Origin of the sequence: Pseudomonas lutea (assembly GCF_000759445.1) — a bacterium.
Lineage (GTDB): Bacteria > Pseudomonadota > Gammaproteobacteria > Pseudomonadales > Pseudomonadaceae > Aquipseudomonas > Aquipseudomonas lutea.
In genome coordinates this window covers 2,392,067-2,417,968 of record NZ_JRMB01000001.1, presented here as the reverse complement: position 1 = coordinate 2,417,968, position 25,902 = coordinate 2,392,067, and the positions used below count along the sequence as shown (strand labels likewise).

Annotated in this window: 19 protein-coding genes; 9 read left to right on the top strand and 10 right to left on the bottom strand. The window is 56.8% G+C overall.

Going from position 1 to position 25,902, the window contains the following annotated elements; translation table 11 throughout:
- Positions 1-553: 553 nt before the first annotated feature.
- Positions 554-1,540 carry a restriction endonuclease gene (locus tag LT42_RS10340; protein WP_037012121.1) on the bottom strand — a complete coding sequence of 329 codons (987 nt, stop codon included), beginning with the start codon at positions 1,538-1,540 and terminating at the stop codon, positions 554-556.
- 356 nt (positions 1,541-1,896) lie between these two features.
- On the opposite strand from LT42_RS10340, the gene dcm reads away from it, so the two are divergent.
- On the top strand, positions 1,897-3,234 hold the full coding sequence (gene dcm / locus LT42_RS10335; RefSeq protein WP_037013221.1) for a DNA (cytosine-5-)-methyltransferase: 1,338 nt from the start codon (positions 1,897-1,899) through the stop codon (positions 3,232-3,234).
- Between the two features lie 52 nt (positions 3,235-3,286).
- Positions 3,287-3,826, top strand: a complete 540-nt coding sequence (locus tag LT42_RS25260) for a very short patch repair endonuclease (RefSeq protein WP_338050485.1) — start codon at positions 3,287-3,289, stop codon at positions 3,824-3,826.
- On the opposite strand, the gene LT42_RS24885 is transcribed toward LT42_RS25260, so the two are convergent.
- From LT42_RS24885 to LT42_RS10300, 8 genes are all read right to left on the bottom strand, one after another.
- The gene (locus LT42_RS24885) at positions 3,819-4,658 is read right to left on the bottom strand and encodes an HNH endonuclease (protein WP_052075217.1); all 840 of its coding nucleotides are present in this window, start codon (positions 4,656-4,658) and stop codon (positions 3,819-3,821) included. The genes LT42_RS25260 and LT42_RS24885 overlap by 8 nt on opposite strands.
- 3 nt (positions 4,659-4,661) lie before the next feature.
- Positions 4,662-6,266 carry an ATP-binding protein gene (locus LT42_RS10325; RefSeq protein ID WP_037012118.1) on the bottom strand — a complete coding sequence of 535 codons (1,605 nt, stop codon included), beginning with the start codon at positions 6,264-6,266 and terminating at the stop codon, positions 4,662-4,664.
- Between the two features lie 13 nt (positions 6,267-6,279).
- Complete coding sequence (locus LT42_RS10320) at positions 6,280-6,699, bottom strand: EcoRII N-terminal effector-binding domain-containing protein (RefSeq protein WP_037012116.1); 420 nt, start codon at positions 6,697-6,699, stop codon at positions 6,280-6,282.
- Between the two features lies 1 nt (position 6,700).
- Positions 6,701-8,365 carry a DEAD/DEAH box helicase gene (locus tag LT42_RS10315; RefSeq protein WP_160176718.1) on the bottom strand — a complete coding sequence of 555 codons (1,665 nt, stop codon included), beginning with the start codon at positions 8,363-8,365 and terminating at the stop codon, positions 6,701-6,703.
- 385 nt (positions 8,366-8,750) lie between these two features.
- Positions 8,751-9,998, bottom strand: coding sequence for a ribonucleotide-diphosphate reductase subunit beta (locus tag LT42_RS10310; RefSeq protein ID WP_037012114.1), 1,248 nt, complete (start codon positions 9,996-9,998; stop codon positions 8,751-8,753).
- 675 nt (positions 9,999-10,673) lie between these two features.
- Entirely contained in the window at positions 10,674-11,288 is a 615-nt protein-coding gene (locus LT42_RS10305; RefSeq protein ID WP_037012113.1) for a putative adenosine monophosphate-protein transferase Fic, read from the bottom strand.
- On the bottom strand, positions 11,288-11,458 hold the full coding sequence (locus LT42_RS25695) for a YhfG family protein (protein ID WP_108120523.1): 171 nt from the start codon (positions 11,456-11,458) through the stop codon (positions 11,288-11,290). Before LT42_RS25695 ends, LT42_RS10305 begins: the two co-directional genes overlap by 1 nt.
- Positions 11,459-11,574: 116 nt before the next feature.
- Positions 11,575-14,490 (bottom strand): ribonucleoside-diphosphate reductase subunit alpha, encoded by a 2,916-nt coding sequence (locus LT42_RS10300; RefSeq protein ID WP_037012112.1) that lies wholly within the window; start codon positions 14,488-14,490, stop codon positions 11,575-11,577.
- A 1,670-nt stretch (positions 14,491-16,160) separates the two neighbouring features.
- Here LT42_RS10300 and LT42_RS10295 point away from each other — a divergent pair.
- Genes LT42_RS10295 through fhuF form a run of 3 tightly spaced genes read left to right on the top strand, consistent with a single transcriptional unit; the run spans position 16,161 to position 19,206 of the window.
- The gene (locus LT42_RS10295) at positions 16,161-16,904 is read left to right on the top strand and encodes a response regulator (RefSeq protein WP_037012111.1); all 744 of its coding nucleotides are present in this window, start codon (positions 16,161-16,163) and stop codon (positions 16,902-16,904) included.
- Positions 16,901-18,532 (top strand): ATP-binding protein, encoded by a 1,632-nt coding sequence (locus tag LT42_RS10290; RefSeq protein WP_037012109.1) that lies wholly within the window; start codon positions 16,901-16,903, stop codon positions 18,530-18,532. Before LT42_RS10295 ends, LT42_RS10290 begins: the two co-directional genes overlap by 4 nt.
- A complete protein-coding gene (gene fhuF / locus LT42_RS10285; protein WP_037012107.1) occupies positions 18,490-19,206 on the top strand; it encodes a siderophore-iron reductase FhuF in 717 nt (238 codons plus the stop codon). The genes LT42_RS10290 and fhuF overlap by 43 nt, the downstream gene beginning before the upstream one ends.
- A 107-nt stretch (positions 19,207-19,313) precedes the next feature.
- Here fhuF and LT42_RS10280 read toward each other — a convergent pair whose 3' ends face one another.
- Positions 19,314-20,039, bottom strand: coding sequence for a 4'-phosphopantetheinyl transferase family protein (locus LT42_RS10280; protein ID WP_070356518.1), 726 nt, complete (start codon positions 20,037-20,039; stop codon positions 19,314-19,316).
- A gap of 885 nt (positions 20,040-20,924) precedes the next feature.
- Here LT42_RS10280 and LT42_RS10275 point away from each other — a divergent pair.
- The 4 genes from LT42_RS10275 (at position 20,925) to LT42_RS10260 (ending at position 25,191) form a co-directional block, all read left to right on the top strand.
- Entirely contained in the window at positions 20,925-21,356 is a 432-nt protein-coding gene (locus LT42_RS10275) for a hypothetical protein (protein ID WP_152597619.1), read from the top strand.
- 172 nt (positions 21,357-21,528) lie between these two features.
- Positions 21,529-22,206 (top strand): response regulator transcription factor, encoded by a 678-nt coding sequence (locus LT42_RS10270; protein ID WP_037012102.1) that lies wholly within the window; start codon positions 21,529-21,531, stop codon positions 22,204-22,206.
- A complete protein-coding gene (locus tag LT42_RS10265) occupies positions 22,203-23,546 on the top strand; it encodes an ATP-binding protein (RefSeq protein WP_037012099.1) in 1,344 nt (447 codons plus the stop codon). Before LT42_RS10270 ends, LT42_RS10265 begins: the two co-directional genes overlap by 4 nt.
- Positions 23,547-23,853: 307 nt before the next feature.
- Positions 23,854-25,191 carry a dicarboxylate/amino acid:cation symporter gene (locus LT42_RS10260; RefSeq protein WP_037013217.1) on the top strand — a complete coding sequence of 446 codons (1,338 nt, stop codon included), beginning with the start codon at positions 23,854-23,856 and terminating at the stop codon, positions 25,189-25,191.
- The last annotated feature ends 711 nt before the right edge of the window (positions 25,192-25,902 follow it).

Genomic DNA, 25,902 nt, shown 5'->3' with positions numbered 1-25,902 from the left:
CGGGCAGGGGCAAATGAAACCCGGATAACTATTTGTTAGCGAAATTGTTATGTGGGGAAGGGGGTTCAGGCGGGAACTTTCCCGTGTTTGGTAGCGCTTCACTTTTGTACGGGCGCCGCCCGACAGCCCCTGCCAAGCACACATCCACTGTAGGAGCGCGCTTGCCCGCGAAAATGGCCTCAGCACTCAACTTGTCACTGACACACCGCCATCTCATAACCCAGCCAGGCGTAGCAGCCGCTTTGTCCCTGCCAAGCACACATCCACTGTAAGAGCGCGCTTGCCCGCGAAAATAGCGTCAGCGCCCAATCCGTCACTGACACAACGCCATCTCATAACCCAGCCAGGCGTAGCGGCCGCTTTGTCCCTGCCAAGCACCGATCCACTGTAGGAGCGCGCTTGCCCGCGAAAATAGCGTCAGCGCCCAATCCGTCACTGACACAACGCCATCTCACAACGCAGCCAGTGTGTTGGCGTGGCGGCCGCTTGTTGCTGCGATATCTGTGTAGAGGACGTCAGGCATTGGCTGACGTCCTTATCGGGTCTGGCGCCGTCACTTCACCGTCATTGGCGCGAAGATCGGACGAATCCCCCGGCATTTCGGGTAATCCCCACAACCCCAGAAATTCCCGCCCGCGTTGGCGCCACTTCTCGCGACACGCACCACCATGGTCTTACGGCAATGTGGGCATAGCGGGGCAGGAGGCAGGGACGCAGGTTTCGGCTCGGCTTCTTGGGTGACGGGTTGCGTTAGCGTTGCAGCTGGCGCTTGAACTGGAAGAGGGGCGAGGTCGGCGCTCGGCGTCACCACCGGCTCCCGCTCCACAACCACTGGCTCGACACGCTCTGGCAACACCTCGGCAGCAGGTTGCGGACCGGGCTTTCTTGCTTCAGCGATCCACTGCTTCAGCACTGTGCCGTCGACCAACTGCACATTACGTCCGGCCGCAAAATCCCTCGCTGGTTTGGTGAACGTCCCACTGGTGACCACGAAACCACCGACAGCGCCCTCGGCCGCCATCGCGCCATACAACTCCCGCACCACTGGCAAGCCCACCTGCATGGAGCGCCATTGCTTGCACTGCACCACGTACGTCTCGCCGTCTTTGCGGGCAATCAAATCGATGCCACCGTCCGGACCGTTCTTGCCTGTTTCTCGGACTGAGTAGCCCCGGCGGCGGAGGGCTTCGCCTACCAATAACTCGAACTCGTGCCAGGTGATGCTGAGCAGGGGATTGCCTTGGGTGGTGGCGGCGGATTCGAAAAGCTTGCGGGGGCGTCGGCGTTTGACGATCGACGCTATGGCGCCTCCTGCGAATATTAGCGGCACCAAATACTGGCCGAACATCGCAAACGTGCGCCAGAAGGTGCCGAACACCACTGATTGCAAGCGTTGAGGGTCTGAGTAGACCGGCATCGGCGCGGTTGCTACGGAGTGCAGGTAAACGCCGGAGCTGATTGCGATCAGTGCGCTAAGCCACCAGGGCAGTTTGCTGGCGATGTGAAACAGGTCTTCGAAGAGAGAGGTTTTCTTGGCCATTTCCTTGGTCTTTTTTGGTCCATGAGGGTGGGATTTTGCCAGCGGTGCTGCAGCTGCAGGTGTGAGCTTATTTGAAAGGGAAGGACATCCAGAGCTCGACGGAGCAAAATTAGAGTTTATACTGGCTATCCATACAGTATCGACAATATCCAGTCACGTCCGATGCTTTGTCGGGACCGTATGATGGCCAAATGATGAATTTACTTCCTGCATCATAGGAATAGAATGGTGACGATCCGTCACAGCTTTGACCCAGCGAGCACCTAGGGCATATGAATTTTTACACACCTACAGAATCAGAAGAGAAATTTCTAGGGCAGGAGGGCGCCATTCAGGTTTCCGACCCGGCCGATGACATGGCGCTGCTTGGGAAGCTGTTAGAAATCTATGATCAAGGGCAGCTAGCAGCAAAACTTAATGAAATAGGATCATCTCACTGCCGCGAAACAGTTAATCGTTGGGTAAAGGGTAAAGCCTCGCCTCGCTTGACCTACAGAGAGTATAAACATCTGGAGTCGCTTCTCCCTACTAAGCCGAGCTATAAGCCATCTTTTACTTTCATTGATTTATTTGCGGGTATTGGAGGGATTCGGAAAGGATTTGAGGCTGTCGGAGGAGAGTGCGTATTCACCTCTGAATGGAATGAGTATGCAGTGAGGACTTATAAAGCAAATCACTACTGTGATCCGTCCCGTCACCGATTTAACAAAGACATCAGATCGGTGACGTTGTCGGATAGGCCTGAGGTGAGTGAGGAAGATGCCTACACACACATCGATACAGAAATCCCTGATCATGACGTCTTGCTAGCTGGGTTTCCTTGTCAGCCGTTTTCGTTGGCCGGTGTTTCAAAAAAGAATTCGCTTGGCAGAAAACACGGGTTTGAGTGCGAGACTCAAGGAACTCTTTTTTTTGATGTGGCCCGGATTATCGCAGCCAAGAAACCGGCTGCGTTTCTGCTTGAAAATGTGAAGAACCTAAAGAGTCATGACAAAGGCACTACCTTTCGCATTATTTGCGAGGCACTTGATGAGCTTGGATATGAGGTGTCCGACGTCAATGCGCCGAAGGGTGCCGATCCCAAGGTAATTGATGCTAAGCATTTCGTGCCCCAACATCGCGAGCGCATTGTATTGGTTGGTTTTCGTCGTGATCTAGGCGTTCACGATGGTTTTACGTTGAAAGATATCCATAAGCTCATCCCAAAAGAACGTCCAAGTTTCGGTGATATTCTTGATAAAGATGTTGACAGCAAGTACATCCTTACTCCGAAGCTTTGGGACTATCTATACCGCTACGCGGAGAAGCATCGACAGAAAGGTAATGGCTTTGGGTTCGGCCTGACTAGGTCCGACGATGTTGCAAGGACGCTGTCCGCTAGGTACCACAAAGACGGTTCTGAAATTTTGGTGGATCGTGGGTTTGTGGCGGGTCTGGATTTCCACAGCGAACTGAATCAGATGAATCGTCCAAGAAGGCTAACACCCCACGAATGTTCGCGTTTGATGGGGTTTGATAAACCAGGCGAAAGCAAGTTTGTGATCCCCGTATCGGATACCCAAGCGTACAGGCAATTTGGGAATTCGGTTGCAGTTCCGGTTTTTGAGGCGGTAGCGAAACTAATGAAGGACCGCATTATCAAAGCGAAAGAAAGAAAGTCTGATTTTGGTTTGGTCGCTGGTGATGGTATGTAAAGTTCGAATATTTTGGAGTCAGCTATATGCTGCTCTATGATTGTTATGGCGTGTGGAGGTGTTGTTGATAGACGTCGTTGATTCCGCAACCCGATCCCGGATGATGTCCGGGATAAAAAGTAAAAATACTCTTCCTGAGATCAGAATCCGAAAAGCCCTGCACGCCCGGGGGTTTCGTTATCGTATTCATGTACCCAATATCCCGGGTAAGCCTGACATAGTTCTGCCCAAATACAATAGTCTGATTATGGTTCATGGGTGTTTTTGGCATGGTCATAGCTGTCGATATTTTAAGGTTCCAAAGAGCCGGACACAGTTTTGGCTGGATAAAATCGGCAAAAATCAGGCGCGCGATCAGGTGCAGTTGTCGGCATTGACTGATACTAAGTGGAAAGTCCTCATCGTTTGGGAGTGCGCTATTCGAGAAATGCGTAAAGAGAAAGATCACGATATTATCGATCAAATTGAAAGATGGATTTTACAGGGTGCAGATGCGCCATCCGGGGATCATAGGAGCCCCGTGACTGAGATTTCCGCTGCCGAATCCCCGGGGCTAGGAGTCGGGTCGATTAGAAATTGCACAGTTAATTAGTATTTATGATATTTTGCATTTCTGATACGGTGAGCGGCGGATCTCGGCGATGCATAATGGTATGGCAGTTAGAGCACACTGGCACTAAATCTTTTCTGGGATCTAATTTATAGCTTCCGCCCATATCAGACACCATCACTAGATGATGCACTTCAATCACATCCTTTCCCAAGCTTCCGTATTTTGCACCAAAATTGAAGCCGCAGGCTTTGCAACTGCTTCCATGATGAGCTATGCACGCAGCCCTATTATTTTTATTTCGTTCATACCTATTAACGGTAACTTTCATGGAGGCGCCCTCAGGAAGGCCGTCTTCATAGAGAGGGGGGAACTCTCTTGAGTCCTCCAGTTGAAGCAGGGATAAAGCAAGAGATGTACAGGTGGCAGTAACTTCTACAAGAGCGTCAAAGGCGACGGTGTTTGTAATTGCTCTTAGTGGCATCCTTTTGTCACAATCAATCTCGAATCTTGACCAGTCTCGAGCCGATAAGTCTTTTTCTGTTTCAATTATCGAGTCGTCCAAGGTCGCGTTTACAGTCAGTCCCCTTGCTTTTGCATCTTGAAGTAAGGTTATGAAGAGTGACTGGGCGTCGCTATCTGCTTCGCCCATGAGTCTTAATAACGCACCCGCAAATCGATCGGCTTTGAAAGATGCTTCAACCCGTCGCGGTGTCCTTCCGACGACGATACTGAAGCCGGTGCCTCTATCTAGGTCAGAAGGCCGGATGACGATAAAACGGCCCCCTTCGACGTCCTCTACAGTTCCATCAAACGGTACTAAAAATCGATTTGAGATTAAGCCTGCCAAGGCATTGGCATCGATATCACTCATGACTTACTCCTGCGTTTCGGGCGCGTCCGGTAAGTCCGCTACTAATTTGAGTAGATTTCGCGATACATCAATTCGATACTCCTCGAAAGCATCTTTGCTTTCGCCAGATACATTGTTAACTTCAGCTTGAGCTAGAGCCCATAGCATAAAGTCGAGCGCCTGTATCACAGCGCTGTTCTCTTTATTTGGCAAATATGCCTTTGCATAATAGGGATGCCCCGTATTCAGTGTGACACCGGGTTTCCCATTTATGAGGGACGGTTCCCAAAGAACTCTGTTATCTAAGCTTTCAGCTGTATCTATGTGAGCAGTTCCGGGAGAACTATCGGTAACAATCCGGAAATGAGCAACTGACGTCCCGGAATTATTCTGTACGGAAGCTTCGCCTGTCTCCGAATTAATCTCGGTTACGGTCGCTTTTCGCAACGTCTCCATCTTCTGGTGCAATGCGTTGTTAGAGGAAGTGTGCAACAAGGCAGTCGATCCTTTAGCAACACTTGCGGCCCCTTTGCGGTAGCGTGTTTCAGCTTCACGACGGGGGTGAGCAAGAAAAGACTCACGGAGCCACCTATAAAGGCCCTCATTCAGTAGAATTCGTGACTTCTTTATATCTACTTGGAAAGCATCGTCTAACTTATGATCAAAGCTGAGTTCTACACGAAGCAGCGAAAAGTGAGGTTCTTGTCTGAACATTCCCAACCAGTCAGGACCATGGATAAGCCGGTTCTCCCGATATACATATACGCCTTGACGCTCATTCGAGATCGCTGCCATTTCTTTCTCGGCTGTAGAGGCAAACTCCTCTTTCCTTGGTAGTATAAAGGCTCTGACGGTAAAAGAAGTTCTCTCTCCGTTGGGAAGCTCAATCGCTTGGATATTTTCTAAAACAGGCTCATTGTTAAAGGCAGTAAAGAATGGGTCCCATGCCTCAACTTGTATGCCGTTAAGCTTGATCACAATGTTCTGCGCACGGTCATCTTTAGGATCTAAAAAGCGCTGATAGACTAACGAGATATGCGTGCTCAGATTGTCGGTATAACGTTTCAGCGCTTTTTTTATCGGTTTTCCATCGGATTTTTTATAGTCAGGAAGCAGGCGATCAATTTTGTCCCATATGACCACCGTGCCGGGCGCATCGTCAGCAACTGCTTCTAGTAACGCGATTTCGGCTTGCCCAGGCTGGCGCAGTTGTAATGACCAATCTTTCGCCTGAGCGATAAAGTCTAAGTCCCAAATTGCAGATAAAGCTGGTTGTGCACTACTTGCGCGCGATGTAACTATCAATTTTCTGCAAAAAGCAGTCGATGCGGTTTTTAGCCCTAGTCCGAACTTTCCTAAACTGGACAGGTTTGCTCGCTGCTTAGATCCGTACCTCATCGCATCGATCAGTTCCTCCCGATTCATCCCTACGCCGTCGTCTGCCACTGATACTATTACGTCGTTCATGAAGTCTACTGCGACACGAACGTCAACATGGCTAGCACCCGCAGCGATCGAGTTATCTATAATGTCTGCAATGGCCGTATTAAACTCGTAGCCAGTGTCGCGAAGACCATTAGTGATTCGAGCAATGTCCGGTTCAACAGGAATCGTTTCGTGCGAAGTCATGATAAATAATCCTTTACAATGAAATTACTTTCCAGCCACCGGACAAAATTAGCACCCCGTCGGTATCTTCACAAGGGGTGACTTTGCTACGTCTGATATTTACATATATACATGCATTTTCGTCTTTATAAAATTCCAGCTCATCGTCGGGCTGTAGATCAGCTGCTCTACAGAAACGAGTCATTCCTGTCAACCGATATTCGTTTCTAGTGCCGCCAAACAGTTTGTTATTGTAATAGATTAAATTGAAATCCCATCTGGTTTCGCTATTTTTTTCGCGAACGGTCAATTGTATCCGGGGGTTTTTTTCGGTCCGGTTAAGCGAAGGAAAAAAAGCCAAGATTTCTTCTTGTTTTGGAATTAATATCCCAGCTTGGTGGCCGCCGGTATAGCCTATGTCGTTAGCGCTTAGCTTCTTTATTATTGAACTCATCTTAAAAGCTCGATTTCTGGTTGATGGGGGAGCGGGCCAGTGCTTTTTCGACCAAAGAGACGTCTACCTCGCCATCATGACCAGTAACCGCATGGTCTGCGAGGGTTCGTTTGAACATCGCACGTTCGAGTATCACTTGTTCAATGGTATCTATGTAATACAGCGAATGTACGGTGACAGGGCGGGTTTGCTTTCGGCGGTGAGCCCTAGCAGTGGCTTGGTCTGTCAATGCTGGGTTCCATTCAGGATTAAAATGAACCACGTGGTTCGCCGCAGTAATATTCAAACCCGTACCCGCCGCTTTTGGGTTGAGAAATAACGCGCCTGCGCCCTGATGCTCAAAAAAACTATCTACAATTGGTTGGCGCAGGTGGACTGGTACTCTACCGTCGATGTAATCAAAGAAATGACTGCTCCATCGTTTGCGAGCTTCATCCATAAACATGTTTGTCATGTCTTGATAAGTCGTGAATACCAAAACCTTTTCACCATGATCGAAAATTTCTTCCAAGATTTCAAGCAATCTTACGAATTTCGGCAAATCTTCGATCTCGTACTTGTCTTGGATAAGCGCTAGGGACGGGTGAGCGCAAAAAAGACGAAGGTATGTTGTGGCTACAAGTCCCGCTGATGCGCCGTATGAGGCCAGTGCTTGAAGCCTTATATATTCGTAATCATCAGCCAAGTTTTGGCTGAGTTCTATTGCTTGGGGGATTTCAATACGGGCGGGTAGATCGGTGGCGACATCTGCAACCCTGCGCCGCAGCAGGATCGGTTTTACTATGGATGAGACGGCAGCTGCATCATCGACGTTGTTTTCGAATTTGGCTTTAAAGTCTTTTAAAGTACCCAGTAGCCTTGGAAGCACGAAGTCAGCTACGGACCATAGATCTTCGAGACGGTTTTCAACAGGGGTCCCCGTTACGGCGATGGAGACGGTTCGGGGTAGCCGTTTGACTGCTAATGTTCTTGTTGCGCCAGGATTTTTAATATTTTGGGCTTCATCTAGTACTACTAGATCCCAGTTGATATGGGCAAGTAACAACTCGTCTCGGATCAGCGTCTCATAAGAAACTATGATGACATCTGCGGACTTAAAGTCATTAGGTATCCCACTTCGTTGGGGGCCTGAGTGAATTTTTGTCTGCACAGACGGTGAAAATTGCGCAATCTCTCTGCGCCAATTCTCTAAAAGCGTTGCAGGAGCAATTACAAGAAAATGATTTTTGTTCCGCTGTTTCAAGAACAAAATCAGACCAATTATCTGGAGTGTTTTGCCTAGCCCCATCTCGTCTCCCAATATGCAACCTACTTCCTGAGTTGCAATAGCCGAGAGGAAGTTTATTCCAGTCATCTGGTACGGGTATGGGGTGGCTTCGAGGTTTTTAATCTGGCTAAAATAGTCAGTAGATTGGCTTGACTCTGTAAAGTTCGAAGTTGCATCTATATGTTGAAACGGCAAATCTAATGCTGAATTTAAAGCGATTAGTTGTCCAATAGTTGGCGGAGCTTTGGGGTTGAGTTTTCTGTTGACGAGCCATTCATTAGCCTCATCTACGAAATTAGTATCAATCGGGTACCAACAGTTATCAATGATGCATTGGTCGTATTGCCACTCCGCAGTGTGGAACCTACCGTCGACTATCAAGCCGGTTTCAAAGGTCATATTAGAGGGGGGACTGCCTCCTATACGAACAGCTAATTCAGGAGCGAATCTTGAGAGTTCTAAAGGGTGTAGATCCTGTCTTATACGTTGCGAGATGTCCGGGTTGTCGTTAAAGGCTTGGTTAAAGACCTCCGCGGCGGTTGGACTTGACTCAATCTTCTCGGAGGTCACTAGAGTGATGCGATTCTGTACCACCTTCCAGCACGGATATGTCATAAGGCATCCTTGATCTCTAATGGTTTCCGTGTATTGACCTTAAACAGCAACTATCTCGTTTGACTAACGGAGGGGTTCTCGTCATTTTTAGCGAATATATTTGGATCGTGAGTTATTAATGCTCCAAGGGTGCTAAGTTACTAACGGCACCCTTGGTGTAACGGATCGTTCAATCCCAGCTCAACGCCCCACCGGTCTGATACTCAATAACCCGCGTCTCAAAGAAATTCTTCTCTTTCTTCAGGTCCATGATCTCGCTCATCCATGGGAACGGGTTGGTGGTCCCTGGGTACTCTTCCTTCAAACCAATCTGGCTCAAACGACGGTTCGCGATGAACTTGAGGTAGTCCTCCATCATTGCTGCGTTCATGCCGAGTACGCCGCGGGGCATGGTGTCGCGGGCGTATTCGATTTCCAGCTGGGTCCCTTGCAGGATCATCTGGGTGGCTTCTTCTTTCATTTCGGCATCCCACAGGTGCGGGTTTTCGATTTTGATCTGGTTGATCACGTCGATGCCGAAGTTCAGGTGCATGGACTCGTCACGCAGGATGTACTGGAACTGTTCTGCGACGCCGGTCATTTTGTTGCGGCGACCCATGGAGAGGATCTGGGTGAAGCCGCAGTAGAAGAAGATGCCTTCCAGAACGCAGTAGTAGGCGATCAGGTTGCGCAGCAGTTCTTTGTCGGTCTCGACGGTGCCGGTTTCGAACTTCGGATCGGAGATCGAACGGGTGTACTTCAAGCCCCAGGCTGCCTTTTTGGCGACTGACGGGATCTCGTGGTACATGTTGAAGATCTCGCCTTCGTCCATGCCCAGCGATTCGATGCAGTACTGGTAGGCGTGGGTGTGGATCGCTTCCTCGAAGGCCTGGCGCAGGATGTACTGGCGGCATTCAGGGTTGGTGATGAGGCGATACACGGCCAGCACGAGGTTGTTGGCAACCAGGGAGTCGGCGGTGGAGAAGAAGCCCAGGTTGCGCAGGACGATGCGGCGCTCGTCGTCGGTCAGGCCTTCCGGGTCTTTCCAGAGGGCGATGTCCGTGGTCATGTTGACCTCTTGCGGCATCCAGTGGTTGGCGCATCCGTCAAGATACTTCTGCCAGGCCCAGTCGTACTTGAATGGCACGAGCTGGTTGAGGTCGGCGCGGCAGTTGATCATGCGTTTTTCGTCGACCGCGACGCGGGCGGCGGAGCCTTCGAGTTCGGCAAGACCTTCAGCGACGTCCAGTTTGTCCAGCGCAGCTTTGGCGCGGGCAATGGCGTCGGAGTCGTTTGCGCTGACGGCGCGGGCTTCAAGCGCAGCAGCACCACCGGCGCTGTCGAGTTTGTCCATCGCGGCTTCGGAAGCGTGGCCGGCGTTGGCGCCTTTGGCGGGTTCAGCGGCGTCTTCTTTGTCGAATTCGTCCCAGCTCAGCATGGTGAGGAGGCTCCTGCTAGAGGACCGGTTTTAAGCGGCCTGTGGATTTCAAAGTAAGCGTTGCCAGCGTTGCTGATAGCGGGGCTGGCAACGGGAAATAGGTTGGGTGGTTCTGGTTACTACTGTGATTGATCGAAAAAGGCGCTAAATGCTGCTTCAAATCGATCGACGAACATACTGCGAGGGCTGCCTGCGGCGCACCTGCGAAACAAGTCAACGGAGGCTGATTTCAGAGTGACGGTTTGGCGGGTGCAAGCGGTCATTTTGAGTACCCTGGATGAGCGCGGATTATACAGATTTTGCCCGGCGCAGGTTCGTCCGTGACGGAATCCGAGGGCTGATTTGCCGTCGTTTTCCTTTGCGTTAATTCCCGATTCGTGCGTTGGAAAAAACGCTGCCGAAATTGGACGGATCACGTATCTAGTGTGTCTTCGTGTTGCGAGACACATCATATAGTGCGTCAGATCGCTCGGCAATCGGTTGACAGGCGTCAATGTGTCGCTACGAATGCGGCGACAGAAGCGGTTTTTTTGCATTCAGACGTTAATCGTTGCGGATTCAAAGGGCCGCAGCGTCAGGCGCAATAGCATCGGCGTTTAACGGCCTGCAATGTTGATGGAAAAAATGGGACCTAATCGCGACGAATGGCGTTACGCAGGTCACCGGTCCCCCAAATCAAGCTCCTTTGCAATCAATTGCAATCACCCCACCAACACACCGCTCAAACACCCTGACCATCCCTTCATAATCACACCCCACCGCATCCACATTCGCCCGAATCCATTCTTCCGCTTCCACCGGCCACCAGCTGATCTCAAACCCCGCATTCACAATGATGTGCTCAAACAGAATCCGCTGCGCACGGCCATTCCCTTCTCGGAACGGGTGAATCACGTTCAGGTCCCCAAACAGCTCTGCGCTGGCGGCAATCAAGCGCCCGCGATCCAGGTCCTGAAACCAGTTCGCCTCAGCCAGTCCTTTGAACAGCTTGTTGGCTTCCGGCTCTATGCGATGGGTGACGCAGAAGTGGGTCTGGTCTTTGGAGATGTCGACCGTGCGCAATTCGCCCGCCCAGTCATAAAGATCGGCGAACAGCTGGCGGTGGATGGCTTGCAGGTAGGGCAGGTCATACGGAGGAGGGGAGAAGTCGATGGTTTGCGCGGCGACTTCGGAAAGATCGCGCTCGGCTTGCGCCAGGATTTTTACGTCGGTGAGGTCGAGGCGGTTGCGCAGCACATGGCTGCCGGGCGGACAGTAAGGGTCTTGTCCGACGCCGTATTTGTCGACCATCAGGCCTGTTTTTTGCGGTAGCTGTTAAGCAGCTCTTCCCGGGAGGGCAGGCGGCGTTCGGAGTCGGCGGGCGAGCTCTCGAAACCTTCCAGACGCAGGCTGGCGGCGTAGTTGGAGCGGCGCGTTTTGGCGCAGTAGGCTTTTTTGGATTCTAGCGAGGCAGCTGGCATGGGGCGTACTCCTGGCTGGGAATGAGGGGAGTGTAACGCAAGAAGGCCCCGCGCCCCAAGGGAGCGCGAGGCCTTCAATCATAGCGTCACCCGGAGGTGACGCTTGACGGTATTGCTTACTGGCAGGCTTCGCAGTCTGGCTCGTCGATCGCGCAGGCTTTTGGCACTGGCGCTGGACCGGCCGGTGCGGCTTCGGCCGGGCGCGGGGCGGTGATCGCCGAGTCGTCCGGGCCGTGGCCACCGCTGGAAACGGCGTTCAGCTTGCCGGTGTTGATAGTCGACTTCTCGGTGCTGGTCGCGGCCAGGGCACGGAGGTAGTAAGTGGTTTTCAGACCACGGTACCAGGCCATGCGGTAGGTCACGTCCAGCTTCTTGCCCGACGCGCCGGCGATGTACAGGTTCAGCGACTGCGCCTGGTCGATCCACTTCTGACGACGGCTGGCGGCGTCAACGATCCACTTGGTGTCCACTTCGAACGCGGTCGCGTAGAGGTCTTTCAACTCCTGCGGGATGCGCTCGATCTGCTGCACCGAACCGTCGTAGTACTTCAGGTCGTTGATCATGACCGAGTCCCACAGGTCGCGGGCTTTGAGGTCGCGAACCAGGTACGGGTTGATCACGGTGAATTCGCCCGACAGGTTCGATTTCACGTACAGGTTCTGGTAGGTCGGTTCGATCGACTGCGACACGCCGGTGATGTTGGCGATGGTCGCGGTCGGTGCGATGGCCATGATGTTCGAGTTGCGAATGCCTTTCTGAACGCGAGCACGCACTGGCGCCCAGTCCAGGGTTTCGTTCAGGTCGACGTCGATGTACTTCTGGCCACGCTGTTCGATCAGGATCTGTTGCGAATCCAGCGGCAGCACGCCTTTGGACCAAAGCGAACCCTGGAACGTCTCGTAGGCACCGCGCTCGTCCGCCAGATCGCAGGAAGCCTGGATCGCGTAGTAGCTGACGGCTTCCATCGAGCGGTCGGCGAATTCGACAGCCGCATCGGAACCGTAAGGAATGTGCTGCAGGTACAGCGCGTCCTGGAAGCCCATGATGCCCAGACCGACCGGACGGTGACGGAAGTTGGAGTTCTTCGCTTGCGGCACCGAGTAGTAGTTGATGTCGATCACGTTGTCGAGCATGCGCACGGCCACATCGATGGTGCGCTTGAGCTTGTCGGTGTCCAGCTCGCCGTTGACGATGTGGTTCGGCAGGTTGATCGAGCCCAGGTTGCAGACCGCGATCTCGTCCTTGTTGGTGTTCAGGGTGATCTCGGTGCACAGGTTCGAGCTGTGAACCACGCCCACGTGCTGCTGCGGCGAACGCAGGTTGCACGGGTCTTTGAAGGTCAGCCATGGGTGGCCGGTTTCAAACAGCATGGACAGCATCTTGCGCCACAGGTCTTTGGCCTGGATGGTCTTGAACAGCTTGACCTTGCCCGGGTACTCGGTCAGCGCTTCGTAGTACTCGTAGCGCTCTTCGAAGGCTTTACCGGTCAGGTCGTGCAGGTCAGGCACTTCGGATGGCGAGAACAGGGTCCACTTGCCGTCGTCGAAGACACGCTTCATGAACAGGTCAGGGATCCAGTTGGCGGTGTTCATGTCGTGGGTACGACGACGATCATCACCGGTGTTCTTGCGCAGCTCGATGAACTCTTCGATGTCCATGTGCCAGGTTTCCAGGTACGCACAGACAGCGCCTTTGCGCTTGCCGCCCTGGTTCACGGCCACGGCCGTGTCGTTGACCACTTTCAGGAACGGCACGACGCCCTGGGATTTGCCGTTGGTGCCCTTGATGTAAGAGCCCAGCGCGCGAACCGGCGTCCAGTCGTTGCCCAGACCGCCTGCAAATTTGGACAGCATGGCGTTGTCGTGGATCGCGTGGTAGATGCCCGAGAGGTCATCCGGCACGGTGGTCAGGTAGCAACTCGACAGCTGTGGACGCAGGGTACCGGCGTTGAACAGTGTCGGGGTCGAGGCCATGTAGTCGAAGGACGACAACAGGTTGTAGAACTCGATGGCGCGGTCTTCGCGGGCTTTCTCTTCGATCGCCAGGCCCATGGCCACGCGCATGAAGAAGATCTGCGGCAGTTCGAAACGGATACCGTCCTTGTGGATGAAGTAACGGTCGTACAGGGTCTGCAGGCCCAGGTAGGTGAACTGCTGGTCGCGCTCGTGGTTGATCGCCTTGCCCAGTTTTTCCAGGTCGAATTCAGCCAGAACCGGGTTCAGCAGTTCGAACTGGATGCCTTTTTCGACGTAAGCCGGCAGGGCCTTGGCGTACAGGTCGACCATTTCGTGGTGCGTGGCGCTCTCGGCGACACCCAGGAAACCCAGGCCTTCGGCACGCAGGGTGTCCATCAGCAGGCGCGCCGTCACGAACGAGTAGTTCGGCTCGCGCTCGACGAGGGTACGCGCGGTCATCACCAGTGCGGTGTTGACGTCGGTCAGTGCAACGCCGTCGTAGAGGTTTTTCAGGGTTTCGCTCTGGATCAGGTTGGCGTCAACCTCGGCCAGGCCTTCACACGCTTCGGTGACGATGGTGTTCAGACGGCCCATGTCCAGCGGCGCGAGGCTGCCGTCTTTGGCGGTGATGCGGATCGACGGGTGCGCTTGCACCGGAGTTTCGCCAGCGGTGCGACCGGCACGCTCCTTGGAGCGCTCGTTGCGGTAGATCACGTAGTCGCGGGCAACTTTTTGCTCGCCAGCGCGCATCAGCGCCAGTTCGACCTGATCCTGGATTTCTTCGATGTGGATGGTGCCGCCCGACGGCATGCGGCGCTTGAAGGTTGCGGTGACCTGTTCGGTCAGGCGCGCGACGGTGTCGTGGATGCGCGACGAAGCGGCAGCGGTGCCGCCTTCAACTGCGAGAAAGGCCTTGGTGATGGCGACGGTGATCTTGTCATCGGTGTACGCAACGACGGTGCCGTTACGCTTGATCACGCGCAGCTGACCCGGAGCGGTAGCGGACAGGTCCTGCTGGGTAGCCCCTGTCTGCGGCGCGGTGGCCTGCGGATTCTCGCGAGTTGTGTCGGTTTGCATGGGTGTCTCCAAGTTCTCTATGTTTGTTTGGGCGCAAGGTTCGCGCCCACCGTTTCGTCTTGCGGCAGTGAACTGACAAACGTCAGGCCATGACTTCAAGACGAATGGGAAGGCGGATTACCCTCCCTGGCGTTGAAGTCGAAAAGGGCGCCGGATTTGAGCCCGTCACCCTGAAAAGCAGTTGCAGATTGCGCCGTTTATGTTGCATCTCATGCGCCGCTACGCGCAGCTCCCCAGGCGGGGTGTCTGCCATTCGCGTGAGCGCGGTCCAGCGATGAAATCGGAGGTTATACGGCCCTTCTTGCACACGTCCTACAGGAGAAAAAAACCTTGAAATCCTGATACGACTTGTGTTTGGAATTTGCATGAAAACCCCACATGTAGGGTCTCCGTCGTCGAAGGGCTACAAGATATGCGTTTCGGACACTTACTGCAACGCATGACCTGTGGATAAAGCTGTGTGTAATTTGTGTGTGAAACGGGGAAATTGCGTGTAGGCCGCATGGCGTCTGGGATGGGCCACCGGTCGCTGTTTTTTCAGCGCCGCCCAGCGTGTCGAAAAACGGTTGGCCGGTCTTTTGCGGGCGCGAACGCTATCACAAAAAACCGCTTTGACAAGTGCGGTCCTACACTGGATTTGCGCTGGCCCACGCCTCAAGTCAAAACCCCGGACCCGTAGGAGCCGGCTTGCTGGCGAACGCGGTGTGTCAGCCGAAATCCATGGCACAGACCCACCGCCATCGCGGGCAAGCGCGCTCCTACAGTGGTTTTGCGTTGGCCGAAATCCCAAGGCAAAACACCTACATTGGTTGCGTCGGCCGATATATCAAGGCATGACACGGACCCGTAGGAGCCGGCTTGCTGGCGAACGCGGTGTGTCAGCCGAAATCCATGGCACAGACCCACCGCCATCGCGGGCAAGCGCGCTCCTACACCGGGTTTTGCGTCGGCCGAAATCCCAAGGCAAGACACCTACATCGGTTGCGTCGGCCGATATATCAAGGCATGACACGGACCCGTAGGAGCCGGCTCGCTGGCGAACGCGGTGTATCAGCCCAAATTCATGGCGCAGACCCACCGCCTTCGCGGGCAAGCGCGCTCCTACACCGGTTTGCGTTGGCCGAAATCTCGAGGCAAGACACCTACATCGGTTGCGTCGGCCGATATATCAAGGCATGACACGGACCCGTAGGAGCCGGCTTGCTGGCGAACGCGGTGTATCAGCCGAAATCCATGGCACAGGCCCACCGCCATCGCGGGCAAGCGCGCTCCTACACCTGGTTTTGCGTTGGCCGAAATCTCGAGGCAGACACCTACGCCGGTTTTGCGTCGGCCGATATATCAAGGCATGACACGGAACCGTAGGAGCCGGCTTGCTGGCGAACGCGGTGTATCAGCCTAAAACCATGGCACAGACCCACCGCCATCGCGGGCAAGCGCGCTCCTACACCGGGTTTTGCGTCGGCCGGTATCTCTGCGTCAGGCGCGGGATCGTTGGGTCATCTATAAAGGAACAGCGATGCGCCGGTGTTTGAAACCGCCGATGGCCGCGAAGGCGTTGTGTCGGCCGTCCGGTTTGCCCATCATCAACCGCATTTGCGAGTAAAGGCGCCATCCCCCCGACACACCCACCCCGGCCATTTCATAAGAACAACACCAGGAGCCTCACCGTGCCGCAACAACCCTGGCAGGTATTGATCGTCGAAGATGATCAGCGCCTGGCCGAGCTCACCCGCGATTACCTAGAAAACAACGGCCTGCGCGTGAGCATCGAAGGGGACGGCGCGCGGGCCGTGCAGCGGATTGTCGATGACCAGCCCGATCTGGTGATCCTTGACCTCATGTTGCCCGGCGAAGACGGCCTGAGCATCTGCCGCAGGGTGCGCAGCCGTTACGACGGGCCGATTTTGATGCTCACCGCGCGCACCGACGACAGCGACCAGATCCAGGGCCTGGACATGGGCGCCGACGATTACGTCGGCAAACCGGTGCATCCGCGGGTTCTGCTGGCGCGCATCCATGCGCTGTTGCGGCGCAGCGAGGCGCCCGAAAGCCCCGTCCAGGACCGGCAACGGCTGGAGTTCGGCGCGCTGGTGGTGGACAACACCCTGCGCGACGCCTGGCTCAATCACCAGAGCATCGAGCTGACCAGTGCCGAGTTCGACCTTCTGTGGCTCCTGGCCGCCAACGCCGGGCGCATTCTCTCCCGCGAAGAAATCTTCACCGCCCTGCGCGGCGTGGGCTATGACGGCCAGGATCGCTCCATCGACATACGCATCTCAAAAATCCGCCCGCGCATCGGCGACGATCCCGATCATCCGCGGCTGATCAAAACCGTGCGCAACAAGGGTTACCTGTTCGTGCCCCACGCCGTCGCGCCAATGCCGCCCTCAAGCGCCACGGGCGAGCGATGAACTCCATTTTCCTGCGCATTTACGGCGGCATGCTCGGCGTTCTGGTGCTGGTGGCGCTGCTCGGCGTGCTGACGCTGCACCTGGTCAACACCGTTCGCGCCGAGCACTACCGCGAACAGTTGGCCCACGGCACGTTCACGCTGATGGCGGACAATCTGCGCAGCATGAACGCCATCGAGCGCACCCGCGCCCTGGCGGTATGGGAACGCTTGCTGGGCATCCCCCTGACGCTGGAAAGCGCCGAGCAGGCGAAACTCGACGGCATCGCGCTGAGCCGCCTGAGTCGCGGGCAGGTCGTGGTCGAGCAGACCGGGCCTCATGCCGCGCGGGTGTTCCGGGAGGTTGAGCCGGCGCCCGCGGACAATCCGCTGCTGCTGACCGGCGAGGTGCGGCAAATCAGCGAGCAACTGGCCCGCGCCACGATCTTTCTTTTATTGGATGAGCTGGTGCGGCTGCCGGTGCAGGAGCAACCGGCGCGTCTTGAAGCGTTGCACCAGAGCAAGGGCTTCGGCTTCGACATGCAACTGATTCGCCTGGAGCAGCTGGATGTCGATGAGGATCAGCGTCGGAGGATCGACGAGGGCGACACGGTGATGGCGCTGGGCAAGGGCGGCGATTCGATCCGCGTCCTGTCGGGCGTGGGCGAAACGCCTTGGGTGCTGGAAATCGGACCGCTGTATCAGATGAATCCCTATCCGCCGCAGTTGCTGATCCTGATCACGCTGGTCGGCCTGTGCCTGATCGGCCTGGTGGTGTACCTGCTGGTGCGTCGGCTGGAGCACCGTTTACGTGGCCTGGAGTCCGCCGCCACGCAGATCGCCCAGGGCAGTCTGGAAACCCGGGTGCCAGAGGCGGGCGCGGATTCAGTCGGGCGGCTGGCGTCGGCGTTCAACGGCATGGCCGAGCACTTGCAGCGCTCGCTGATGATCCAGCGCGAACTGGTGCGCGCCGTTTCCCACGAACTGCGCACGCCGGTGGCGCGGTTGCGTTTCGGCCTGGAAATGATCAACGACGCCACGACCCCGCAGGCGCGGCATAAGTACATGGTCGGGATGGACAACGATATTCAGGACCTCGACAAGCTGGTGGACGAGATGCTCACCTACGCGCGCCTTGAGCAGGGCGCGCCGACCCTGGATTTTCAGCGCATCGACCTGAATGCGCTGGTCGATCAGGTGATCACCGAACTGGCGCCGCTGCGGCCGCTTATTCGCGTCAGGCGCGGGCAGTGTGTCGATGCGCTTCAACACAGCGCAGCGGATGACGGACACTGGGTTGAAGCCGAACCGCGCTATTTGCACCGGGCCGTGCAGAATCTGGTGAGCAACGCCATGCGCCATGCCGAGTCGCAGGTGTGCATCGGGTATCAGCTGAGCGAAAACCATTGCCGCATCGATGTCGAAGACGATGGCCCGGGCGTGCCGGAAAGTGCGTGGGAGCGTATTTTCACCCCGTTCATGCGCCTGGATGACAGCCGCACGCGGGCGTCGGGCGGTCACGGTTTAGGCTTGTCGATTGTGCGGCGCATCATCCATTGGCACGCCGGACGCGCATTAATCGGGCGAAGTCAGAGCCTCGGCGGCGCATGTTTCAGCCTCGCCTGGCCGCGCCGGCAGGAACGGCCGTGATATTCGAGGGCCCATTGGCCGGGTTTGGGCGAACGCGGGTGATCGATGGCGAGCGGCCGGTGTTGCCGTTGACTGAGCTGTTGCGCGACGAGGTCCTGGCGCGTTTGCTGCTGCAGGTCTACGGCGCGGAATTGGTGAGGGACCAGTTGCCGGTGCTGGCCTCCCAATGGATGAAGTACTACGCCATGCAGCTGATTCCACCGGTGGTGGTGGCGAGCCTTGTCCATGGCGTGAGTTGGTCGCTGTCGCTCGACCGGCTTGCCTTTGCCGTGGACGAACGCGGTGTGCTGGACGGGGTGCGCTTTGACGGGGCGGCCTGTGCGCTGGCGCCTGCGGATGAGCCGTTTGCGCCGCTGCTGGAAAACCTTCGGCAGGTGATTGAGCGTTTGAGCGCTTATGCCAACGTGCCTGCAGCGGTGCTGTGGTGCACCGCCGGGGATTACCTGGAAACCTGCCTGCGAGAGCTTGCCGCCGTCAGCGATGTTTGTCTTGCGCCGGGCCATGCCTTGTTAAAGGAAAAGCTGACGCCGAGCGGGTTGCGTAACCCACTGTTCAATGCCATCCGTTACACAGCGCGGCGGGATGGGCAAAGCCTCCGGCAACGGCGCACCTGTTGCCTGAGTCATCGCGTGGCGTGGGTGGGCAGGTGTGAGCATTGTCCGTTGCAGGTGTAGGCCAGCGGGCTGGAATGTGTTGGAACCGCGCAGCGTCTTGCCGGCGATGCAGCACTTGCAGGAGTGAGCTTGCTTGCGAAGAGTCCGCCTCATCCACCGAATTCCTCTCAGCCCGCAATCGCCACCAGAGTGAGTAACTGCCCATCTTGCACACTGAACTGGGCGTCCAATTCCTTGCCGTGATGCCATTCAGGTGACAGGTCAATGTTCAGGCGCAGCCGAGCGCTGCCGTCGTCCGACCATGACAGCACCTCGGCGTCCTCGAAATAGAAGCGCTTGAGCACCAGAGGGTAGAGCGCCTTGAACAGGCTTTCCTTGAGCGAAAAGGTCAGGGTCACGACTTTGGCGGCGTCATGCTCGGGCCCATCATTCAGGCGCTGCATCTCTGCCGGAATCAGAATCTCCCCGGCCAGACGCATGGCGCGTTCGTTGCTCATCAGTTGCTCCACGTCCAGACCCAGTCCACGCCAGTCGGTTGTGCGCGCAACGACGGCTGCGGCCCATCCGGCGCTGTGTGTGATCGAGCCGGTGATGCCCTGAGGCCAGACCGGCGCGCGATCTTCACCAATGGCCGGCACGTGCAGGCGACCGTCCAGACGACGCATGGCCTCGCGGGCGCACAGACGCCCGGCCAGAAACTCGGCCTGGCGCTTGGCGACCGAGCGTTGAATCGAGGCGGGCGGGTCGATCAGGCAGCGCCGAAAGTCGCCATCGCCAAGGGAATGCGGATCGAAACGAGCGCTGACCAGCACCACCTCCGCCAGCCCTTTGGGCAACGGCCAGTGAGCGGTCAGGGCAGGGCAGCATTCGGGGAGTTTTGTGGGTTGGGTCATGCCCGGCATTCTGCCGGAACCGCGACGTCGTGCGCAAAATCGGTTTGTCGGCAGGTCCCAGAATCTGCAGGCGCCAGGCAACCGAATCGAAAATCGCCCTACGCCGCGGTTCATCGCCATACAAAAGATCAATTGCAGGAGCGCGCTTGCCCGCGAACGCGGTGTGTCAGGCGATATCAATGCCACAAACCCACCGCCGTCGCGGCCAGGCCCGTGACGAGCGTTGCAGTGCGCCACGGTTTATCGGCATGCGAAGATCAAATTGTAGGAGCGCGCTTGCCCGCGAACGCGGTGTGTCAGCCGACGTCAATGCCACAAATCCACCGCCATCGCGGCCAGGCCCGTGACGAGCGTTGCAGTGCGCCACGGTTTATCGGCATGCGAAGATCAAATTGTAGGAGCGCGCTTGCCCGCGAACGCGGTGTGTCAGCCGACGTCAATGCCACAAACCCACCGCCATCGCGGCCAGGCCCGTGACGAGCGTTGCAGTGCGCCACGGTTTATCGGCATGCGAAGATCAAATTGTAGGAGCGCGCTTGCCCGCGAACGCGGTGTGTCAGCCGACATCAATGCCACAGACCCACCGTAATCGCGGGCAAGCGCGCTCCTACACCGGTGTGCGGTGGCCGAGATATCAAGGCAAGACACCGGTTTTCCGGCGGATGCCATATCAAAGCCACACACAAAACCTGAGCCGGCTTGCTGGCGAACGCGGCGTGTCAGGCGACATCAATCCCACAGACCCACCCCAATCTCAGGCAAGCGCGCCCCTACAGCCGCAACGCTTTTTCAGCCCCGGTTGAATGCGGTTCAGGAGGGGTTCAGCGCTCGCTGGGTATGCTTCACCCGTACCTGACAAGGCGCGTGGCGCCGGAGGACCTGCTCATGCTGACGTTCAACAAGCTCTTTCTGGCGCTGGCGTTTCTTGGCAGCAGCGCTGCGGCGCAAGCGGCTGATGGCAATGCAGACGTTTCCCGCACCGATTACGGCAAGAACACCGAACGCTCCGACCGCATCAACGGCCTTCGTCGCAGCCTTGCGACCAGTGCCCAGGTCGGCAGCTGGAGCCAGGCGTTCAGCCAGCAGCCTGCGGACAATGCCTACGTCGCGGGTTACGGAAGCTTTACGGCCCAGGTCAACGGCGTCCGACTGCAACCGGCCAACCTTAGCGCCTACACTGTGCAAACACCCCAGACGAGTCCGACCAGACTGTCGGGCGCCCACGCCAACACGTCGCCCCGCACTCTTCAACAGTCACCCTCGCTGAGTTTGAGCGAAAGCCCGCACACCTATTTACCCGTCCACCACATTTTGTAAGCCGCCAGCCTGTTTTTCGCAGCGTCTGGATTGCACAATCGCTGCCGGGCTCGTCACTATGATCGCGCTCGGCAGCGTCTTTGACTCGTGAACAAACGATTCGTGAAACAGCCGATTCGTGAGACATACAGATTCGCGAAACGAGAGGTATGCCTTTGCCTGGGAGAGCGTCATGAAATTGCTGGTCGTCGAAGATGAAGCCCTGCTGCGTCATCACCTGCAGACCCGCCTGACCGAAAGCGGTCATGTGGTCGAGGCGGTGGGCAACGCCGAGGAAGCGCTGTATCAGGCGGGCCAGTTCAACCACGATCTGGCGGTCATCGACCTGGGCCTGCCCGGCGTGGGCGGGCTGGACCTGATCCGCCAGCTGCGCGTGCAGAACAAGGCGTTCCCTATCCTGATCCTGACCGCGCGCGGCAACTGGCAGGACAAAGTCGAAGGCCTTGCAGCCGGCGCCGATGACTACGTGGTCAAGCCGTTCCAGTTCGAAGAGCTCGAAGCGCGCCTCAATGCCCTGCTGCGACGTTCCAGCGGCTTTACGCACTCGACCATCGTCGCTGGCCCGCTGACCCTGGACCTCAACCGCAAGCAAGCCTCGCTGGATGAGCAACCGCTGGCGCTGACCGCCTACGAATACCGGATTCTCGAATACCTCATGCGCCATCACCAGCAAGTGGTGCCCAAAGAGCGCCTGATGGAGCAGCTGTACCCCGATGACGACGAACGCGACCCGAATGTCATCGAAGTGTTGGTCGGGCGCCTGCGTCGCAAGCTCGAAGCACCGTCCGGCTTCAAGCCGATCGACACCGTGCGTGGTCTGGGCTACCTGTTCACCGAGCGCTGTAAATGATTGGTTCGCTGCGCCTGCGATTGATGCTGGGCGCCGCGACCCTGGCGGTCATCTTCATGCTGCTGATGCTGCCGGCGCTGCAAAAAGCCTTCAGCCTGGCACTGGAAAGCTCCATCGAAAAACGCCTGGCTTCGGACGTCACCACACTGATTTCCGCCGCTCGCGTTGAAAACGACCACCTGCTCATGCCGGCATTGTTGCCCGGCGAGCAGTTCAGCCTGCCCGACAGTCGCCTGCTCGGCTATATCTACAACCGTGCCGGCAAACTGGTGTGGCGGTCTCGGGCGACCGAAGACGAAGCCATCGACTACCAGCCGCGCTACGACGGGCGAGGCAACGAATTCGCCAAAATCCGCCAGCCCAATGGCGACGAGTTCTTCGTCTACGACGTCGAAATCAAATTGCTCGGCGGGCGCAACGCCGCGTTCAGCATCGTCGCCCTGCAGCCGGTGCGCGAATACCAGGAAACCATCTCCGGCCTGCGCCAGAAACTCTATCTGGGTTTCGGCGGCGCGTTGCTGGTGTTGCTGATTCTGCTATGGGGAGGTTTGACTTGGGGCCTGCGTGCGTTGCGGGGCATGAGTCAGGAGCTCGATCAGGTCGAGGCCGGCTCCCGGGAGAGCCTCAGTGAGGAACACCCCAGCGAACTGCTGCGCCTGACCGACTCACTCAACCGGCTGTTACGCAGCGAGCGCGAGCAGCGCATTCGTTACCGCGACTCGCTGGGCGACCTGGCCCATAGCCTGAAAACTCCGCTGGCGGTTTTGCAGGGCGTCAGCGAGAAAATCGCCAAACGCCCGGAGGACCTGGAGCAGGCGCGGATTCTGCAGTCGCAGATCGAACGCATGAGTCAGCAAATCAGCTACCAATTGCAACGCGCCAGCCTGCGCAAAAGCGGGCTGGTGCGCTACCACGTGGCGCTCAAACCGGTGGTGCAAAGCCTATGCAACACCCTGGAGAAGGTCTACCGCGACAAGCGCGTGAACGTGGTGCTCGATTTGCCGGACAACTGCCAGGTGCAGATGGAGGAGGGCGCGCTGCTGGAAATGCTGGGCAACTTGCTGGAAAACGCCTACCGCCTCTGCCTGAGTGAAGTGCGCGTGAGCTGGCGGCCGTCGATGATGGGCGATGAGTTGTGCATCGAAGACGACGGCCCCGGCGTTCCGGAAAGTCAACGCGCGCGCATCCTCGAGCGTGGCGAACGGCTCGACACGCAGAACCCGGGGCAGGGCATCGGCCTGGCGGTGGTCAAGGACATTATCGAAAGCTACGGCGCGCAATTGACCTTGGGCGATTCGGAGCTGGGCGGCGCGGCGTTCCGTATTCAATTCACGATCTAGCGCCGGTTCCACTCGCTGCGCGTCCCTGGTCAAGGCGGATACCCGCCAGTGTGGCGAGCGAATTCACGTCAAACGGCGGAAAACCGCCACCCTCACTCCGCCCGCATAGGGCCCTGTTGACCGCCCGGTTCACAGGATCCGGGCCTTTCAGCGGTTTACTCGATACTGGCACGGTGCTTGCGATGCACTGTGCAGAGGTCTGCCGCGCGCAGCTCGACAAAAACAAATCCCTCCGAGCAGGAGGGTTCGCACTTTAGGCGTCTCTGCAACCGGAATGCTGCAGACCGATGCTCTTGAGGAAACTGCAATGACGACTCGTCAGCCCATCTATAAATCCCTGTATGCCCAGGTGATCGTCGCGATCATCGTCGGTATCGCCCTCGGTCACTGGTACCCCGAAACTGCCGTCACGCTCAAACCTCTGGGCGACGGGTTCATCAAACTGATCAAAATGGTCATTGCACCGATCATCTTCTGCACCGTCGTCAGCGGCATCGCTGGCATGCAGAGCATGAAATCCGTGGGCAAGACCGGCGGCTACGCGCTGCTTTACTTCGAAATCGTCTCGACCATCTCGCTGATCATCGGCCTGATCGTGGTCAACGTCGTGCAGCCGGGCGCCGGCATGAACATCGACGTTTCCACCCTTGATGCCTCCAAAGTCGCTGCCTACGTGACCGCCGGTAAGGATCAGAGCATCGTCGGCTTTATCCTCAACGTCATTCCGAACACCATCGTCGGCGCGTTCGCCAACGGCGATATTCTGCAAGTGCTGATGTTCTCGGTGATCTTCGGTTTCGCCCTGCATCGCCTGGGTGCTTACGGCAAGCCGATCCTGGACTTCATCGATCGCTTCGCTCACGTCATGTTCAACATCATCAACATGATCATGAAGCTCGCCCCGATCGGTGCACTGGGTGCCATGGCATTCACCATCGGCGCCTATGGCGTCAGCTCGCTGGTGCAGTTGGGTCAGCTGATGCTGTGCTTCTACATCACCTGCCTGCTGTTCGTGCTGGTGGTGCTGGGCTCCATCGCGAAAGCTCACGGCTTCAGCATCCTCAAGCTGATCAAGTACATCCGCGAAGAGCTGTTGATCGTTTTGGGTACCTCGTCCTCGGAGTCGGCGCTGCCACGCATGCTGATCAAGATGGAGCGTCTGGGCGCCAAGAAATCCGTTGTTGGCCTGGTGATTCCGACCGGCTACTCGTTCAACCTGGACGGTACCTCGATCTACTTGACCATGGCCGCCGTGTTCATCGCGCAGGCGACCAACACCCACATGGACATCACCCATCAGATCACCCTGTTGCTGGTGCTGTTGCTGTCGTCCAAGGGTGCTGCTGGCGTCACCGGTTCCGGTTTCATCGTACTGGCCGCCACGCTCTCTGCTGTGGGCCATCTGCCGGTGGCCGGTCTGGCGCTGATCCTGGGCATCGACCGCTTCATGTCCGAAGCCCGTGCCCTGACCAACCTGTGCGGTAATGCCGTGGCAACGCTGGTTGTCGCCAAGTGGGTCGGCGAGCTGGACGTTCCACATATGCAGGCCGAGCTGGCATCCGGTGGCCGCGCCATCGACAACACCGCGCCAACCGACGACCTGGGCGTTGCCGAAACTGCACCGACCCCGGTTGTGCGTTCGTAATCCGCAAAGGCGGTAACGGTTGCTGAAAAAGCCTGTCTTCGGACAGGCTTTTTTTATGTGTTTTTTAAAGGCTGGAAGCTAACGAATATCGCAATGCACCGAGATTCATCGACATAAGGAGATCAGTTTGCAGGAGCGCGCTTGCCCCCGAACGCGGTCTACCAGCCCAAATCCCCAGCACAGACCCACCGCGTTCGCGGGCAAGCGCGCTCCTACACCGGTTCGGTGTCAGCCGACATTTCCGGGTGAATCCCAAATGTGCGTCAGCCGACATTTCCAAGTCAGACCTAAATCTGTATCCGCCGACATTTCCCAAGCCAGACGCCAAACCTGTAGGAGCCGGCTTGCTGGCGAACGCGGTATCTCAGCCCAAATCCAAGGCCCAGACACACCGCCTTCGCGGGCAAGCGCGCTCCTACACCGGTTCGGTGTCAGCCGATATTTCCGGGTAACCCCCAAATCTGCCTCCGCCGACATTTCCAAGTCAGACCTAAATCTGTATCCGCCGACATTTCCCAAGCCAGACGCCAAACCTGTAGGAGCCGGCTTGCTGGCGAACCCGGTGTCTCAGCCCAGATCCATGTCACAGACACACCGCCTTCGCGGGCAAGCGCGCTCCTACACCGGTTCGGTGTCAGCCGACATTTCCGGGTGAACCCCAAATCTGCGTCAGCCGACATTTCCAAGTCAGACCTAAATCTGTATCCGCCG